Genomic DNA, 16487 nt, shown 5'->3' with positions numbered 1-16487 from the left:
TGTAATTTTTTTGCGAGCCACATCCTTATGTCTCGCATCTATAACAACTCTCTTTAAGAGTTACTATCAAATTCTGTGTACAGCTCTCCTCTGAGAACCTTGTAATCTTTTGGAGCGTTCACTCGTAATCTCATATAACCCTCAAGCTTGTTTCGGTCGCCTTTGACGACCTCAATTTCTATTTCGTTGCCATTTAGATCAATGATATAGAGTTTTTCTCCGGGCTTTCTCCCTAACGTTAAGGCCATGCTTATCATCCTCCCTGATGATGTACTACTTATATCGGCATCGATAGGAAATGTTTAACTATTTTTAAAGAAAATTTTATAATTATTTTGAAGGAATCGGATAAAAACCAAAAAAACAAGCATGCATCAGCACGTTTTACTAGTTTCCCTCTTGCAGTATAGCCTACTCTATCCTTACATCCATGACTTCTTGTGTTAAGTTCTTGTACTAAACACCTGATTTTTGAATGTCATATTTAAACACAGTTTTCATTTCTTGCATTTCTGTTCTCATCTCTTCTATTCCTATTTCCAAATTACTTACTCTCTCTTTAACTTCCTTAACATCTCCTGATAATTCTTTAATAATTGCTTCAAATATATCTTCAATTGTATGCTCTGCCAAAGTAACGCCTCCTTTTAATTGATGTTTTATTCAGTCTATCACCCACTCGAAAATTCGATAACCGAACATAATATGAAATCTCATATTAATCGGGAGTTGGAAATCTGTTTTTCAACATGAACAAAATTAGATTTCCATCCCATAATCACTATCCAGCTGTTCTAGAATTTCGCAAATCCCCGACCATCTCTTCAACAAGAGCCTCCTGATACCCTGCCATTCCAAGCTCTCTCATCTCTTCTTCAACCTCAGCCAATTCCACGGTACCAATACCTTTTAACTTCTCCAATTGAACCTGACTTAACTCTTTTACAGGCATAGTTTTCTGATAGTCTCCCAAACTCATTCTCCAAAGCTTAGCATGGCCCGGATATCTTTCCAGCAACCGTTGTGCCATCCCCAGTCCCTCTGGGTCAAAATCTCCTGCATAGTGAAGTATGCATCCTTCTGCTACCAACAAATCAAGTAACAGTAACGCAGCCAATTTAAATTGGCCGTTGGTACTAATAATTGGAATGCCCGGTTCATAATCTAACAATGTCGAACATACACCGGAGTTTTCAACAATCCAAACATCGTTTCCGTAAGCTGGATAAACCCGTTTCAATGAAACAAGTTCCCGCAATGGAACATTTTGCACGGTATGGTTGCTAACCGCTTCTCGCCAAACAGAATGCTCACCGCCATCGGTTTCCGCATAAAAACCCGCACATGTAACGAAATTTAGTAGATCGTCACGAAAAATGTTATGTCGCTGCAACAGGTCATTCACCGCTTCTGTCGTTTTTGGAATCGAAACAGCCTCCTCCTCTTCTTCGCAAAATCCTTCATTTACCGTCAACACATGCAAAAACATCTTCCCTAAGTCTGTGTGCAAATCAAATGCATGTGGGTTAGCTGTAATCCGCTGACTAAACATCGGCAGTCGTTCGGCAACATCAGGTAAACCTGTCATAGCATCACTCAACCAGCGCACCATCCCAACAAATCGCTCGGCATCATCCATCGCCAACCGAACAATCCATCGACCTTCCACCGGTTTTCCTTGTAAAAACTTCAACCAACCCTCAAGCACCGGATACTCTACACATAATTCATCCAAGAGCGCCCTATATTTTGCAATTTTCTCCGCCTGCACATCTTTTTTTGAAACGATCACTTCACCAAAATAAGCATCCAATAATTCCTTCAACTCAACCTCACCAAATCGCGTTTCCTTTAACTGCGCTTCAAATCTAACCATAGAGACCACGCTACCAGACCGAAGCACATCCCCTGGCATGCCAAAAAAGCCTCCAATGACGTCCAGTTCGTCATCGGAGTATTTCTTTATCGATACATTGCCACCTATCCGTCCAAGTGATTCGTACTTCTTCCTAAAATCACGAAACAACCGTTTGTACGCACTTTCACTTTTAAAAAACGCTACCGCTTCCTTTATCATTCGCTCACAACCGCTTCTTCATCATCGACTAATAACTTCCGCGTTGATCCATCCCAATGGTAACGGATAACGGAAACGTAGCTTGCATTTTTTGGACGAATCAATTCACAGATTGATAAGGATGAAATGGTCGCATAATCTCCCCACAGCACCTGGGAATTCATCATGTAATCAAATCCAAGCTCCTCAATAATTTCAAACATATTACCAATATTGTTTTCATCGACACCTGCAAATGCTTCATCTAATGTAATAATAAATGGTGCTGTCGGGTCTGCTTCGAGGTATCTCGAGTAACAGGCCGTGAACAATGGAATGTACATCGCCATAGCCTTTTCACCACCACTAAACTTGTAGAAGGCATGATTTGTTAGTTCCCGCTTCGGTTCGCCTTCACGCTGATAGGACAATACAAATGAAAACCAATTTCGATAATCGAGCACATCCTTTAACACCTGCAATAATGTGCTTCCCTCGCCTTTAATTTCAACAAGTTCTTTGGCATTTTCAATTCGCGAGCGGAAATGCTCGATTACCTGGTTTAAATCCTCTTCCTTCAACAGCCGTGGGTCACGGCGCAGTAAATCAACTAATTCCTTCGTATCAAGTTCTGCTTCTGTCTCAGCTGTTCGTGGCTTCCAACGAATGGAGAACGATAAGCCTGATGATGAATCACTGTTTGCCATTAGTGAATCCATTTTCTTTGTCCAGCCTTGAGCCCGGTTAATCCGGCTACGCAGTTTTTTTCCTACAGAATCATACAATATTTCTTCATACAACTGCCTGTCTTGCGTATCAAGCATGGTTTGCTGGCGCAAGCGATCCTGATTAATTCTATCTTCTATATAATAGGGACTAACCCGCTTCCCTTGAAAATCGAGCTGGATCAAACGGCGGCTTGCTTTTTGTTGCCAATTACTAATGAGAATTCGTTGTTCCTCTGTCCATCCCTCGTTCATCCATGGCAGCTCTGTTGCCGGCATATATGTGTCTGACATACGATATTCCACTAAGTTTGATTGTTGTTCATGGTACACACTTGTCAGCTGACCTTCTATTTTCGAGTTGTCTTTTTCCTTTAGTACTTGCTTATAGTTTTTATCTACCCATGCAGCTAGCTTGTCCGGCACATCGATATCCTCTGGTACGGAAATAAATCCATAATTGATTTCCCGTGAAAAAGTTTCCTGCCATGCTTCAATTAAATGCTGCAGGAACCTGATTTGCTGATTTTGCTTTTCGATTTCAAGCATAAGCGTCCGTTTATCCGCTTCTTTATATGGAAGCTGTGTCTTATTTTCAGAGAGTTCTCTGTCTGTTTCCTTTAGTGCCTGCTGAACATCCTGGATTTGCTTGCGGATGTCCGCTACACCTTCTGATTCCAGTTGTTTTTCGATTTCAGTGATGTTTTGTGCTTTTCGATCTTTTTTATCCGTCAATATATTTATTTCACCGCTCAACTCATCGACTTCTGCAATTAATTCCTTCAAGCGGTTGCTTGCCTGATTTAAACTTTCCTGTTTATGTCGGTACGTTATGTGCTTGTTAATTAATCCGTGTAAATCCTTTTCATAGTGACGCATTCGGCTTTTGGCTTCTGCATAGGCGGTGAAGGAAAACTCAATATTTAACGTGCGTGTTTGGGTGTCAAGCGTTCCCTTCACTGTCTGGTAGCGCTTGTACGTGTCATTCATTTGGACGTCGAGTCGTTGCAACTGCTTTTCATTTTCTTTAATTTCAAACCGCTTCTTCTCAATATTTAGAAAGCTCTCCTGTAAATCGTCATCGTTCGGAAATTTTTGCAAAGAATTGTCTGCGGACTGAATATCCTTTTTCAGCTCATCAACTACCCAAACAATCCCCTGTTGCTGCTCTTGCAACGTCTCGATTTCCGCTGTTATCCGTTCGATTTGTTCTTCACGGTACCGTTTTCGCGCGTTCCGACCAATGAACCTGACGTTGTCAACTGGCACCGCATGTCCATGCAACAAGCCAATGGCATAACTACCGTCCTCATGAATAACCACATCATCTATCGTTTCACCGTCAACTAAAATACTGCGTAAGACTTCATCAATTTTGACAGAGGACACGACAGAATCAGCTCCAACATCTGGCAATAAAAAGTCTGCAAGTGTATAGGCCATCATGTTAGGTTTTGCTTGGATAACACGGTCATGTTGGACAGCTGTTTCTTCTGCTGTTATCAATGCGTCAAGTAACCCTGTGTCTAACAAAGCCGCTTCGATTCGTTTGCGTACATCTTCAGGCACATGCTCATGAAATTCTACCGCTTCATAGAAAGGTATAAATTTGTTTCCTGCATCTTTCAATTGTTTTCGAGCATCTTTTGTTTCCTGTTGCTGGTTCGGCGGCTCCGGATCGTGTTTATTTTTCCAATCGGTAAGTTCAGCTTGCTTTTCTGTAATCTTATTTCCTAATTCCTTGTATTGACTGTTGTGTGTTGCGATATCTTCATTAATTCGAAGTTGGAATTCACTGTTGGCTCTAACAAACGGAACCCGTATTTTTTCATAGTTAATCGGCTCATATAATTGATACATATCACGTGCTGTTTGCTGCAAAATAGCTTGATCTATTTCAAAAAAAGAATGGTTTTCTGTCCATGCGTGAATTTTGTCCAATTTATCTTGTTTATCTTTTTCAAAAATACCAAGCCAATCGCTTTCTTCTTGCTTTAGTTTATCGACATCCTGTTTGACAGAGGCGATTAATCGATCAAAATCTGTAAGCTCCTTCTTTAATTGTTCATAGGTTCGGAGTTGATCACTGATTTCATCCAGTAACTGAAAATGGCGCTCAGCTTCTAGCTTCCATACTGTGAAATCGTGTTCTGTTTCCTTATGCCGTTGAAAGTCTTGTACATTGAGTTCGTGTTGCCCAAACGAGGAATCTTCAGCTGCTGTAACCAGGTCTTCAAGCATATCGTCCAGCTCACTATCAATTGAGACGATCTCCGCTTCCAACTTTTCCTGATCCGCCTTGGTCGCAAGTTCCTGGCGCTTTTTATCCGTCTGTTGCTTGTCTTTTTTATCTAAATCTGTCTCTAGATCATTCCAGGCATTTCGTTCTTCTGTCCGTTCTTTTTCTAAATTCCAGACCTTATGGCCCTGCAATCTGTTTCGCTTTTGTTCCAAAACTTGGGAGGACTGCTCCAGTTCAAGTGCCCGTGCTTTCAAGCTAGCAATCTCACGTTCAAGCTTCTGATTTTGTTCCACTTTTTCCTGGACAGCTTTTTCTTCATTTGTAAGGCGTTTTTTCGAATCCACAAAACCGTTTGCCTTTTCAACAAGTGCATATTCGTTATAGGCATCATAGCGTTTGATCAGCTTACTTACAGCCTCATGTTCCCGTTCGAGCTGTTCGATTTGTTGTTTCGTTTGATCCATATGTTCAATCGTATCTGACAGATGACGCAGATCTTCGTCAGTCAGTGGTGGCAATGCAGCTTCCAGAATTTCATAAATAACTGTTGGTTTAAAATCCTTGGAAAGCTTTGGACTGCGGAGTTGAATCAGTAGCTTGATTAAGTCCTCATACGCTTCAATTGTTTCAAAGCCAAATATGTATTTGTTTACAAGCTTCATATAATCGCCTTGCGTCCGAACGACCTGACCACCAGTTCCAATGCGGTTTTCCAGTTGAATACGTGATAATGGAATCTGTTGTTTTTTTCCAGCGTTATGTTCCACTTCATACAGCTGAAAATCTTTGCCAATCCGGCGATTATCGGTAATCGCAAATCCCCAGAAGTTCATTGTTTTATGGCGACGGGCCTGCAAGCCAATCCCTGTTGTAATGTATTGGTTTGTGTCTTCACGCTTATATTCAATAAACAGATAACCTGTTCGTTCATCACGGTCTACAATGTCCTTTTCACCAAGTAAATAATCCTCCATTTTACGCGCCTTTGAACCAAATGGGTCCAGGCGGTCAGGTGATTTTTTTCCGTCCAGCAGCACAGGAAGAATACTTTGCATGGTTACTGATTTACCAGATCCATTGCTCCCACGCAAGAGTAATTTTCCATCTGAGAAGTCGAATATTTCATCATCGTAATACCAAAAGTTCAACAGCCCCGCACGATTCATTTTCCATTTATTCTGCTTCTCCATGTTCATCTTCCTCCTTCCTGTTTTCCAAAAAGTCTTTTGGATAATGTCCTGAAAAACGACCGATTAACGGTTTAACAATAAAGGCATTTGTATCGGATTCTTTTTCAAGCATTTCCCAGTCTACTAATAAAGCGATCAATTCATTTGTCGTACTGGCAGTTGTTCCCTCACGGTATTGTTTACTCCATCCTTCACCAAAGCGCTTGTGCAGGATAGCAGTAATTTGCTCAAATGCGACCCGTGTGAGGCGAATATTACCGAATGAATCTGGTGAATATGTTTCCAGTTCCGCGCGCAAGTACGAAGCAAAGTGTAACGCGATATCCGCTAACGCTTTTTGATCAGGAAACAGGGTCAATTCCTGTTTCTTCTCATCGGCAACTAGCAATGCGGCATTTTTAAAGATTTCTAACCGAAACATCGTGTGTTCCTCGATGTCGTCACGAATCCTGTTCCGGTAATTACGAATATAAGCAAAGTCCGGATCATCCTCGCTTTGCCGGTGAACAACTGGTGACAACAACAATTTCCGGTATACTCGCTTTCTCCTTGCATCCGCAGCATGTCGTTCCCATTCATCGTTTAATATTTCAGTAGTTGATTGATACGTGCTTAAATCACCCTGAAAAGACCGCATGAAATAGCGCGCATAAACAGTTGTTTCATATAACACTTCCTGTTCCTCGTCCATTGCGAATTGTTCAACTTCCCCTTCTACCACCGATAGAATCGATAGCTTTTCCAGTTGCTTGATAACCCGTACTAGTGATTTACGGTGGCTGTAGTTGGTCCAATCGAGTGGAAATTCACCAGGATACATGTCCTTAATATCCTCACAAATATCGGAAAGGAGGAACTGCTCGTCTACGGTGCGGTTTTCAGTAAATGCCAGCGCACAACAAAACATTGCATAATCACGCGGGTCAGAAAACTCCTGCATGCCCATCCACGCTTTCGTCTCGACTGGGATCTTTTCCAGTTTTATAAAATGCTGATGAACGACGAGGTCAAAGCCCATTTTATCTTCTACGTAGCGCTTGATGGTTTGTTCGCGTTCTCGAATAAGCTGATAGACTTCAGGATCCTTCATCCGTAGCACCCAAAACTTTTCGAGTAATGTGCGCAAGGCTGTTTGTGCTTTTTCATCAAATAAAGTAGTTTCCATTTATACGTTCACCTCATCTAAAAACTGAAAAACAACGGCCGGCATGTCCATAACCCCATCCTCGGCTTGGACACGAACACGCTCATTGGGCGATACAATGACTTTCATTTTTCGACCATGCTCTGTTTTAAACGTGCGGTCTTTTCGTGCCATTGCCTTGCCAATCCAGGTCAGCAGCATTTTCCGGACATGGGTTTCAATCACGGGTAGCTGATCCAACCGTATTTCATTACCTTGCATATAATTTTCCAGCGTTTGCAGTTCTTCCTGCTTACGTTTTAAGTGTTCTTGACGTGCTTGTTCCTTTGCTTCCTGCTGGCTTATAATTGCTCCAGCTCTTGTCTTCTCCCGGAAGTTTCGAATCCTTGGTTTTGTTTCATGCGTTATTGGAGTTTCGTCCCAGACATCGGTGTAGATATCGTCTGTTGGCACATGGTCACTGAATAAATGCCGTGTATGAAAAACACCGAATACGACAGCCGATAATTCATGTGCCTCTTTGACATCGGTAAACGAATCAAACCATTTGGCTAAGTGTAAATAATCCTTCTTACGGCTACGGAAATACTGGTGCCTTTCCCCAAGCCGCTGAACCACGCGCGTTATACGGCGGATCTGTTCATTCGTTCTAATCTGAAGCATATCGAATTCACTTTCGCCATGTTGGTTTCCTAAAAACCAAGCCGTTAAGCTATCCCATTTTCCTTGCTGTTCTTCTAACTGATCCGCTTCAGAAAGCCCAAGATCCTCAAATCTCGGGACCTGTTGCTGGTGAATAATAACCTGCTTCTGTAAAGCTTCAAGCTGCTGTTTGGTTACACTTTGCAGCAATTGCTGGATTTTTAATGCGGTTTGCTGTAATCCTACAATAAAATCTCTCAGATACGTCGTAAACTGATCCTTAAAAACAAGGAACGCCTCTGTTTGCATCCGCTCCTCAGCCTGTTCACTATTAATATGGGCAATATAATCCGCTGTGTTTTTCGTAATCGCCCTAAAATAGGTGAACACATCATTCCACAATTGCGCACACTCATCGGCTGGAGGCAATGTTTCATTCATCACAATTGTTTCCAATTCCGTTAGCGCCTGATACAAACGCTCGAATTCTTTCTTTTCCAGTGACCCACCAAATACGTCTCCGCCCTTTTCCAATTCCTGCATCATTCGCTCAAATTCGACGGTATATGGTGTACATTGATACCTGAACCGTTTTTTCTTGAATTCCTCAATCGAACGTGATCGGCCTGTTTCCTGTCGTGCGATTAAGTTATTCCACCGTGTGAGTTGATCCAAATCACTATGTAATTGTTCCTCTGAATAATCATTAAACCCCTGTAAATCTACCAAATATGAATAAATTTCCTCTGGAAAAAGAAACTCTCGCATTCGCTCGTGCTGAATATAAAAATAACGAAGAATTGCCCGATAGCTCCAGGCTTTTTCGGCCGTTAAATAACTTGCTTCTGTTACCTTTTTAAATGGCTGCATTTCCATATTGTTCACCCGCAATTTTCGACTTACTACTATTTTAGTTTGCTAGCGTGATTATGTCCATGGTTGGGGATCGTTTGGGGGATATTTCCTGGAACATTGTTTGGTTTTGAAGTGGCGTGCGTGTGTCGATTCTGATTGGGTGCGGTGGCAGAATTTCCGACATTCTGCGTTCGTCCTTGGATTTTCGAGCATCAACCATGTGGAATCGAGCACCGGCCATGTCAAATCGAGCATCAAATTAAATTATCGAGCACCAGCCTCCTGGCGCTCGATAATTGGTAAGCGGTGCTCGATTTTTCGGATTGGCACTCGATTCTGGGCAGTGGTGCTCGATTGGTGCGCGATTCTAGTGGATTAGCATGGTGACTCCGTTTTGACTCCACCACTACACCCGCTTCTTCCTCCAAACACCCAATTCATATCCTCCAATCTCCGTAACACCGTGCAACAAACTACTAATAGGTGATGTCAAACAAGCATGGTTACTAACCAGCTTCACCCACCGTCCTTGAGACGGCATACTGATTTTCACTACCCGATCTGTCGGATTAACAAAAATCGCAAAGTCCTCCCGTTCTCCCACTAACATATAACCAAATACAGGATCAGGTGCGGTTACAATATGCAGCCGGTGCTGTATTTCTGCCGCAGACCCCAGCCGGAATAATCTATATTTTTTGCGGAGTGCTATTAGGTTACGGATCCATTGAACATTGGCGTTCTCTCTCCCACGCTGCATCCAGTCTATTTTATTAACTTCATCTCCAGAAATATAGCTGTTTTCATCACCATTTTTCGACCGAAAGAATTCTTGACCTGCATGCAGGAAAGGAACCCCCTGGCTGAGAATAGTTAACCCTGTCGCAAGCTGGTGCATTCGCTTCCTGTCAAGTTCCGACGTATCTGGATTCGACAATAGTAACTTATCCCACAGTGTGAGATTGTCATGACACTCAACATAATTTACTGATTGGAGTGGGTTTGAAAATAACCTATTTCCAAACATAGGATGGCTGGAACCTGCTACCAACTGTGGAAGTCGCTCAATATAATGCCCATTTCCGTTGGCATACCCGCTATCACCTGCATTAAATAGGTTTCCTTTAAGTGAATCACGGAACCTGTCGCTAAAGAAGCTAATTTCCTCCAGCTGATTAGATTGCGAAAGTGTGGCTTTTTGATCCGGTTGAAGCTGGGTATGCAAATCCCACCCTTCTCCAAGCAACAGTATTGGCCTATCTGCCGCAAGACAACGATTATGAATTATTTTCATAGTTTCAACATCCATAGCGCCCATTAAATCGAATCGAAATCCATCTACCTGGTATTCCTTTATCCAATAATCAACACAGTCCAAAATAAATTTACGCACCATCATGCGTTCAGTAGCCAGATCATTTCCTGTTCCGGTCCCATTACTTAAACTGCCATCTTGCTTGTATCGAAAATAATAACCCGGAACCAACTTTTCAAAGGCTGAATCAGGATGGAAAAAGACATGGTTATAAACGACATCAAGAATGACAGAAAGTCCTTCTTCATGAAAAGCCTGTATCATTTGTTTGCACTCGCTAACTCTGGCGGACGGGTTGGTAGCGCTTGTCGTATAGCTTCCTTCCGGCACCATATAAAACAGTGGATCATAGCCCCAGTTATAGCTGCTCTGAGGTTTTAATTCGTCAACTCGGGCGAAATCCTGAATAGGAAGCAGCTGTACATGTGTACAACCTAACTGCTTGATGTAGGATAATCCGGTCGAATATCCACTAGGGGTTTTTGTGTTTCTTTCGGTTAAGCCAAGAAATTTCCCTTTGTTTCTAACACCGCTCTCTACAGAGCTTGTTGCGTCACGTACATGGAGTTCATAGATAACTGCATCTTGTTTAGAAACTTTTGGGTAGGTAATCCGACGAAAACTACTTGGATCTGTCGTAGCTAAATCCAGAACGACACTCCTGCCACTATTTGCTGTCATGCTTTTTCCATAAGGATCATTTACCTGCTGTTCTATTCCATTAACGGTTGCAGCAAAATGGTAGCGTGCATTGTTCCAGTCACCAACCACCATATTGTGCCATACCCCATTTGGCTTCCTGGACATTGAAATCCGGTCGTGTTGTAAAATCAGTTCCATGCTCGTAGCAGATGGTGCCCAAACGGAAAAAGCTGTTTTCTCCGAGGAATAGGTATACCCAAGCTGTTCGTCCGTCGCGTCATAAGTTTGATCAAACCAATCAGTCCGCACGACATCTCTTGGGTAAATAGGTGTTTTGTTTTCTCCCCATACAAGGAAAGCTTCTTTGCCAAGTGGCAGTGGATCTTTTAATGTAAGTTTAGTTGTTTCTGTGTTTAGCATTTCAATAGATTCCACAGAAACCCCTCGTCCTTCTATGTCAATTGTAGGCATCGGCTCGTTCACTATCTCAAGGCTATCCAGTTCTACCGTCAGTTTATTCTTTTCATCGATCCATGCAACGGATTTTACCATTAATCGATTCCTCATTTCTCTACTGATAATATTCACAGGCGCTTGCCTTTTAATAATTAAATTTCTTTTAATTTAAAGGCTGTTTTATAAAAAATTGTTGTTTCTGACACAAAAACTATAAACCGCGAAGTATGCGCTGAGTTGTTTTTCCGCTACGGACCGTTGCTTTCCGCGGGCACGGCCTCAGCCTCCTTGAGAAAACCACTCAGCGGGGTCTTCAGACTCGTGCTGTTCCCGCAGGAGTCAACGGTCCTCCGCTCCAAACAACTATCGTAATAGTGAATGAGCCATAAAGTACTATTTAAACATCACGTTAGCGGAGGAAAAACACGAAGACTCCTGCGGGAAAGCGAAGGGTTGAGACCCCGCAGTGAGCGGTTTTTGCGACCCTAGGAGGCTCAGCGCAAGCCCTAAGGTGCGCGTAGTGATTTTTCCGCATCGATTGCAGGACGTCAAAAAAGTTTTCACTACTTCGCATTTTGTATCAAATACGAGCTTAAAGAGCAACAAAACTTAAGAAAAGAGCCAACTAAAAGTTTATCACTACTATTAATATTCCCAATATTGTTCACTTTAACTCTTGTTTGTGCTATACTCAACCCAGAATGGTATAAAGATTTAGTCGGACATACTTAGGCATATTACAATTCTCCTGTCAGAAATGATACGAGTGAACGTAATGCGCTTTTATTTTTCAACAAAAAAGACTGAATATTCTTAAAAATTATGTCGAAACTACACTAAAAGGAGTCGCTTATGTCGAATCTAGTCGCAGACCAGGACGTTTATCTATTTCACCAAGGAACAAATTATCGCAGCTACCAGTTTCTTGGCTGTCATCTGAGTGAATCCAAGGGTGAGCAGGGTCTTCACTTCGCAGTATGGGCACCAAACGCAACTGAAGTGGAAGTTGCTGGTGATTTTAATAACTGGACCGGTAAGAATTATTCGTTGACTCGGCTAAATCAGGCAGGGCTGTGGACAGGTTTTTTTACTGAAATCGAATTGAATTCCCCTTATAAATATCGGATCACACCTGCAGAAGGCCCGGCATTTTTAAAAGCAGATCCATATGCTTTTCAGGCAGAGATTCGGCCACTAACAGCATCTGTCACACCCGCTTCTGATAAGTATATGTGGGATGACGCTAATTGGGAAGGTAATAAAAATAATCTTGATCCATACAAGGAGCCTATTCTCATTTATGAAATTCATTTTGGGTCCTGGAAGACCAAAAATGATGGAAGCTATTATTCCTATCGAGAGTTAGCCAGCGAGTTAATTCCATATGTTAAAGAGCTTGGGTACACGCATATTGAGCTAATGCCTCTCTCAGAGCATCCGTTTGATTTGTCATGGGGTTATCAAATTACTGGCTATTACGCACCTACTAGTCGTTACGGTAAACCAAATGATTTTAAGTATTTTATTGACCAATGTCATCAGAACGGGATTGGCGTGATTATGGACTGGGTACCGGGGCATTTTTGCAAAGACGAGCAAGGTCTCCGTCTGTTTGATGGAGAAGCGCTATATGAATACAAAGACTCTGATAAAGCTGAAAAACGTTCCTGGGGTACTTTGACATTTGATTTTGGTCGTCCAGAAGTACAAAGCTTTCTCATTTCCAATGCTGTCTATTGGTTGGAAGAATTTCATATTGATGGACTGCGGGTTGACGCGGTTGCCAGTATGACTTCGTTGAATTTTGACCGAGGCGCGGATGAAGTACAGCTGACGAATGGATTCGGAGGGGACGAGAACCTTGAGGCGATGGCTTTTATCAAAAAGTTAAACGAGGTTATTTTTGAGTCCTTCCCAACAGCTTTAATGATGGCTGAGGACAGTTCAGATCTTCCAGGTGTTAGCAAGCCTACCTACCTTGGCGGTCTTGGTTTTAATTTCAAATGGGACATGGGTTGGATGAATGACATGCTCACCTACATGGAATACGATCCAGTTTACCGAAAATGGCATCACAATCTATTAACCTTTTCATTTATGTATAAACATACTGAAAATTTTGTACTACCCCTTTCCCATGATGAAGTGGTCCATGGAAAGAAGTCATTGTTAAATAAAATGCCTGGAGATCGCTGGCAGCAGTTTGCCAATCTTCGCCTACTTTATGGCTATATGATGGTTCATCCAGGCAAAAAACTGTTATTTATGGGTGGAGAATTTGGTCAGTATATCGAATGGAGAGACCAGCATGAATTGGATTGGCTGCTGCTGGAATACCCTTTGCACAGTGCATTATTTGATTATGTTAAAGCATTAAATCACTTTTACCTTGATTCGCCTTCCCTATATACGCTCGATCATGACCCAGCAGGATTTCAATGGACAGATGCAGACAATATGGAACAAAGCGTGATTGCTTTTAAACGTAAAAGTAAAAATTCATCAGAAGATTTGCTTATTCTTTGCAATTTTACACCGACTGTTTACTACGATTATAAAGTTGGTGTCTGCGCACCTGGAAGATACCGGGAAGTGTTTAATTCAGATGCAGCCAGTTATGGAGGCTCAGACCAGTGCAACATCACGACTCATTTTAGTATTCCGGATGAATGGCATGGCCAAAGTCAGCATATAAAAGTAAAAGTCCCCCCACTCGCAGTATGTGTTTTTAAGCAACTGCCTCACAATCGTTTGAAGGAGGATAAGTTATGAAAAAAGAGTGCGTTACGATGCTGCTGGCTGGTGGAGTCGGCAAGCGGTTAGGATCATTGACGAAAAATTTGGCAAAGCCAGCGGTTCTGTTTGGTGGCAGGTATCGGATTATTGATTTTGCATTAAGTAATTGCATTAATTCCCGCATGCATACAGTTGGTGTGTTAACGCAGTATTCACCACTGGAGCTTCACAAACATATCGGGGTTGGCAAACCATGGGATTTGGACCGGATGGAGGATGGACTCACTATTTTGTCCCCCTTCACTGAAAATGACGGTGGCAAGTGGTATTTAGGTACAGCTGATGCAATTACAAAAAACAAGAACTTTGTTGATCGGTATGACCCTGAATATTTAATCGTCCTTTCCGGTGACCATATTTACCACATGGATTATGATGAATTGCTTCGTCAACACAAGGAAAAAAAGGCTGATGTTACGATTTCTGTCGTCGAGGTTCCGTGGAAAGATACCTCGCGTTTTGGGATTCTCAATACAACCGATGATCTGAAAATCTATGAATTTGACGAAAAACCGGAGCATGCCCAAAGTAATCTCGCGTCAATGGGGATTTATGTTTTTAATTGGAAGCTCTTAAAGAATTACCTGGAAGCCGATGCCTCAGATTCAGCGTCCAATCATGACTTTGGGCAAGACATATTGCCAGCCATGATAGCGGACAATTGCAAGCTGTATGCCTATCGTTTTGAAGGGTATTGGAAAGATGTCGGAACAATTGATAGTTATTGGGAAGCACATATGGATCTTTTAAAAGAAGATTTGACCCTTTCATTAAACAATAAAGAATGGCGAACATATTCCCATGACTCCAATTTTGGACCACAACTTATTGGAAAAGACGCCGTAATCAAACATTCACTTGTCAATAACGGCTGCATTGTGTCCGGAGAGCTTTATCAATCTATATTATTTGAAAATGTTGAAGTTGGTAATGACTCCGTAATCAAACAATCCATTTTACATCCTGGCGTTAAAATTGGTGCGAATGTGCACTTAGAAAGGGTTATTGTACAGGAAAATGTAACGATACCTGATTATACGAAGATTATTGCAAACTCCGAAGAAGAACCAATTGTTTTATCCAGTGACAACTTAAAAGCAGTGGCCAATTAAGAAAAGCGCAAGCGCCTTAATCAGCCCCGACCAGTTTAAGACGAATTTCTTAGTGATGGTTTTTATCACAAAGAGATTTGACTTAAATCCTCGAGGGGCTAGGCGCTGGAGCTAGACAGAAAAACGCTAATTTTTATACTTTCTTCACTTTAAAAAGAAGAACGTACACGTTAACAATTATTACGGGGGTGTTTCGATGGACACAATGATGGGTTTAATTAATTTAGAGCATGAACACGATTTCTTGAATGAACTAACGTACTTCAGATGTGGTGCTGCTGTTCCGTTTGCAGGGCGTTATCGTTTAATAGATTTCACACTTTCCAATATGGCAAAATCAAATATAAGTGAAGTTGCCATTTTTACAAGAAACAAATACCGGTCGCTGATGGATCATCTCGGATCAGGTGCTGACTGGGACTTGGATAGGCGCCATGGTGGTTTATTTATCCTGCCACCTGACTGGAATGACCCAGCTGACATTTCAAAAGGTGATTTAAGCTATTTCCATAATAATCGGGATTATTTTGAAAGAGGCAAATCTGATTATGTTTTAATAAGCGGTAGTCAGTTCATTTCCAATACAGTCTATCATGACATGTTTCAGCGTCATCTGGACACTGGCGCTGATGTAACATTACTAACAACCACATACGAAAATCTTCTACCAGAACATAACCCGTGTATTAAGGTTAAAGTGGATGCGGATAATTGGGTTACCTCTTTACAGAGTGACCCCACAAATCCCCATGTTTTCACCGGCGTATATGTCTTGCGGAAATCCTTACTATTGGACTTAGTGGATGAATGTATTGCTGACTACAAAAGTCATTTCTTTATGGATGGAATAAAAGCAAATCTTAGTAAATTAAACATTCAAACGTATCATTATGATGGCTACAGCTCCATTATCAACTCCATTGAAAGTTATTTTCGGCAAAATATGGAGTTGCTTGAAAAAGAATCGTATCAACGGCTTTTTTCAAAAGACGAACATGTCATGACTAAAATTGGTAATCAAGCTCCAACGAAGTACAGTGGCTCCTCAAATGTGAGAAACTCATTAGTAGCCACGGGATGTACGATTAAAGGTGAGGTTGATACCAGTGTCTTGTTTCGTGGTGTGAAAGTGAGCGAGGGTGCAGTTATTAAAAACTCCATTATCATGCAGCGCTGTACTATTGAACAAGGAGCACATATTGAAAATGTCATCCTGGATAAGGATGTAACAATAACGAAAGACCAAGTACTAAAGGGAGCAAAAGAACAGCCGTTTGTCATTGCCAAAAGAAGAACAATTTAAGGAGAGAAT

General features: G+C 41.7%; 10 protein-coding genes. 3 read left to right on the top strand and 7 right to left on the bottom strand.

Features of this window, described 5'->3' with window-relative positions:
* Window positions 1-53: 53 nt before the first annotated feature.
* The 7 genes from ACOI1D_RS02790 to pulA form a co-directional block, all read right to left on the bottom strand.
* Complete coding sequence (locus tag ACOI1D_RS02790; RefSeq protein WP_422499059.1) at window positions 54-248, bottom strand: carbon storage regulator; 195 nt, start codon at window positions 246-248, stop codon at window positions 54-56.
* A gap of 208 nt (window positions 249-456) precedes the next feature.
* The gene (locus ACOI1D_RS02785; RefSeq protein WP_422499058.1) at window positions 457-633 is read right to left on the bottom strand and encodes a hypothetical protein; all 177 of its coding nucleotides are present in this window, start codon (window positions 631-633) and stop codon (window positions 457-459) included.
* A 148-nt stretch (window positions 634-781) separates the two neighbouring features.
* Complete coding sequence (locus tag ACOI1D_RS02780; protein ID WP_422499056.1) at window positions 782-2077, bottom strand: TIGR02679 family protein; 1296 nt, start codon at window positions 2075-2077, stop codon at window positions 782-784.
* Complete coding sequence (locus ACOI1D_RS02775; protein WP_422499055.1) at window positions 2074-6213, bottom strand: TIGR02680 family protein; 4140 nt, start codon at window positions 6211-6213, stop codon at window positions 2074-2076. Before ACOI1D_RS02775 ends, ACOI1D_RS02780 begins: the two co-directional genes overlap by 4 nt.
* A complete protein-coding gene (locus tag ACOI1D_RS02770; RefSeq protein ID WP_422499054.1) occupies window positions 6197-7378 on the bottom strand; it encodes a TIGR02678 family protein in 1182 nt (393 codons plus the stop codon). Before ACOI1D_RS02770 ends, ACOI1D_RS02775 begins: the two co-directional genes overlap by 17 nt.
* A complete protein-coding gene (locus tag ACOI1D_RS02765; protein ID WP_422499053.1) occupies window positions 7379-8875 on the bottom strand; it encodes a TIGR02677 family protein in 1497 nt (498 codons plus the stop codon).
* Window positions 8876-9260: 385 nt separating this feature from the next.
* The gene (gene pulA / locus ACOI1D_RS02760; RefSeq protein WP_422499051.1) at window positions 9261-11363 is read right to left on the bottom strand and encodes a type I pullulanase; all 2103 of its coding nucleotides are present in this window, start codon (window positions 11361-11363) and stop codon (window positions 9261-9263) included.
* 756 nt (window positions 11364-12119) lie between these two features.
* On the opposite strand from pulA, the gene glgB reads away from it, so the two are divergent.
* From glgB to glgD, 3 genes are all read left to right on the top strand, one after another.
* Window positions 12120-14039, top strand: coding sequence for a 1,4-alpha-glucan branching protein GlgB (gene glgB, locus ACOI1D_RS02755; RefSeq protein WP_422499050.1), 1920 nt, complete (start codon window positions 12120-12122; stop codon window positions 14037-14039).
* Entirely contained in the window at window positions 14036-15175 is a 1140-nt protein-coding gene (locus ACOI1D_RS02750; protein WP_422499049.1) for a glucose-1-phosphate adenylyltransferase, read from the top strand. Before glgB ends, ACOI1D_RS02750 begins: the two co-directional genes overlap by 4 nt.
* 196 nt (window positions 15176-15371) lie before the next feature.
* Window positions 15372-16478, top strand: coding sequence for a glucose-1-phosphate adenylyltransferase subunit GlgD (gene glgD / locus ACOI1D_RS02745; RefSeq protein ID WP_422499048.1), 1107 nt, complete (start codon window positions 15372-15374; stop codon window positions 16476-16478).
* The last annotated feature ends 9 nt before the right edge of the window (window positions 16479-16487 follow it).

It is taken from the genome of Virgibacillus sp. DJP39 (genome assembly GCF_049310925.1).
Taxonomy (GTDB): Bacteria; Bacillota; Bacilli; order Bacillales; family Amphibacillaceae; genus Virgibacillus_F.
Note: the sequence above shows the minus strand (reverse complement) of the source record. Positions and strands in the feature narration are given on the sequence as shown.

Excerpts from the sequence above, each read along its gene's own strand:
- ACOI1D_RS02790 (WP_422499059.1), bottom strand. The coding sequence starts at position 248 with ATGGCCTTAACGTTAGGGAGAAAGCCCGGAGAAAAACTCTATATCATT.
- ACOI1D_RS02780 (WP_422499056.1), bottom strand. The coding sequence starts at position 2,077 with ATGATAAAGGAAGCGGTAGCGTTTTTTAAAAGTGAAAGTGCGTACAAA.
- ACOI1D_RS02775 (WP_422499055.1), bottom strand. The coding sequence starts at position 6,213 with ATGGAGAAGCAGAATAAATGGAAAATGAATCGTGCGGGGCTGTTGAAC.
- ACOI1D_RS02770 (WP_422499054.1), bottom strand. The coding sequence starts at position 7,378 with ATGGAAACTACTTTATTTGATGAAAAAGCACAAACAGCCTTGCGCACA.
- ACOI1D_RS02765 (WP_422499053.1), bottom strand. The coding sequence starts at position 8,875 with ATGGAAATGCAGCCATTTAAAAAGGTAACAGAAGCAAGTTATTTAACG.
- pulA (WP_422499051.1), bottom strand. The coding sequence starts at position 11,363 with ATGGTAAAATCCGTTGCATGGATCGATGAAAAGAATAAACTGACGGTA.
- glgB (WP_422499050.1), top strand. The coding sequence starts at position 12,120 with ATGTCGAATCTAGTCGCAGACCAGGACGTTTATCTATTTCACCAAGGA.
- ACOI1D_RS02750 (WP_422499049.1), top strand. The coding sequence starts at position 14,036 with ATGAAAAAAGAGTGCGTTACGATGCTGCTGGCTGGTGGAGTCGGCAAG.
- glgD (WP_422499048.1), top strand. The coding sequence starts at position 15,372 with ATGGACACAATGATGGGTTTAATTAATTTAGAGCATGAACACGATTTC.